The sequence below is a fragment of the Flavobacterium sp. ACAM 123 genome (assembly GCF_000264055.1).
In the GTDB taxonomy this organism is placed as follows: Bacteria; Bacteroidota; Bacteroidia; order Flavobacteriales; family Flavobacteriaceae; genus Flavobacterium.
This window is the reverse complement of the sequence record NZ_AJXL01000213.1, coordinates 1-1701: the sequence shown is the minus strand read 5'-3', so window position 1 is coordinate 1701 and position 1701 is coordinate 1. Positions and strand designations below refer to the sequence as shown.

The following is a 1701-nucleotide window of genomic DNA, read 5'->3' as shown; positions in this document are numbered from 1 at the left end:
AGCCTATGAATGTGCCTTGTGGAGGATCTGAGGAGTCGTATGCAAATCATTATATTACTGAATTTAGAGAGGTAATTGATGATGAATCAGATCCGTGCAAAAATATTAGTGATCAACTAAATGATACTGAATTTACACTAAAAATAGAACAGTTAAATAAAGTTACTAATAAAGACTTAGAAACTGGCTATGTACAAAATAAAGACGGTACTTTTACTTCACTTAATCCCGTTAATGGTGGACACTCTTTAAGTTTAAAAGGAATTAATTACAATGGAATTAACGGCTTTATACATACTCACTTAGATGATTTCCCAACAGGAGAAATGGATCCTAAAAGTGGCCAAAGAAAAAATAAACGAGATTTACAGAATGTTCTCTCCCGCCGATGTTATTGCTTTTTTATCTATTGTGAAAAGTTCTACTATCAGCAATATATCAAATGTCTATGCAGGGGTTATTACAAGTACAGGTGATTACACCCTTCGATTTACAGGTAATCAAAATGATATTGTTAATATTAAAACTGCAGATGATTATAAAAAAGATTATATCAAATATCTTAATGAAAAAGGTACTGAAAAAGGTTTTTTACATTTTATAAAAGACCATATTAAAGTAGCTGGTATTGAATTATATAAATTAAAGAAGCCATTATTCAGTAGCAATATAACAATACAGTCTAAGAAATTAAATGACAAAGGTAAAGTAGAGACAGTGGACTGTGAATAATCTATTAATATTAAAAATAAAAACAATGAAAAGAGCAACTGTATTATTAACAATTTTTGTTTTATCAACAATGAGTTGTAAAGCACAACATATTATACCCATAGAGGACACTTACAAGTACAAAGGTACAGAAGGGGGTTTATTAGGTGATTATGACTATGTTTATGTTAAAGACGTTAACAATCATTTAACTAAATTTATCGGAGCCTGGAAGGGCAATTATGATGATAAAAATTACGAGGTTAGAATTATAAAAAGAACAACAGATGATCCTGAGGTTAAAAAAGACGAGCTTTTAATGCGTTACAAAATAACCGACAGTAATGGAACGGTTATCGAAAACACTCTGTCTTTACCAAATGACAGTAATTTTGTACTGACAAACGGATATGTAGATAGAGATGGTGGTTATGTTTTTTCTTATATCGGTAGAGATATAGCCTGCGGACAAAATGGCTGGGTTTTTACTCAAGTGTACGGGGATACTAAGCAAAAAATGCAATTGTTTTTATCAGTTGAGGGCGAAATGTATCCTGAGTGTCTCACTGGAGATGCTAAACAAATACTTCCAGTGCATGCGATGATCTTAATTAAGCAATAGATGAACAAGGCGGCATCAAAAAAATAGCAGTTAAGATCTAAAGCATAAATTATATGAACCATTAATTAACAAAGCCTGATTTAAAGTTGCCCCAAAAATTTAGACACTGTTTGAGGGCTGCTCAAAAAGACGAATCATAATTTCATTTAAAATAAGAAGTCAGTAACGGAACGCAGAATTTGTTACCGACTTTTTCTATAAATTTACTAATTCTAGGCGAAAACCTAAATATCACTAAAACTGGGTATTTGATTTACAGTAAATTAGCTGTAAGTTTGAAAACGATGTTTTTTACAAAAAAAGCACTAATTTAAATTCATATTATGAAAGTAAAATTATTTACCCCCCCCACTTTTTACTTTACTATT

General features: G+C 31.0%; 2 protein-coding genes. Both read left to right on the top strand.

The genetic code is table 11. The features are described from left to right. The first annotated feature begins 306 nt into the window (after nt 1-306). Nucleotides 307-732: a hypothetical protein gene (locus tag A3SG_RS0118275; protein ID WP_016991431.1), complete on the top strand. Its 426-nt coding sequence runs from the start codon at nt 307-309 to the stop codon at nt 730-732. Between the two features lie 25 nt (nt 733-757). Beyond that, nucleotides 758-1333 (top strand): DUF6705 family protein, encoded by a 576-nt coding sequence (locus tag A3SG_RS0118270; protein ID WP_016991430.1) that lies wholly within the window; start codon nt 758-760, stop codon nt 1331-1333. Nucleotides 1334-1701: the final 368 nt, after the last annotated feature.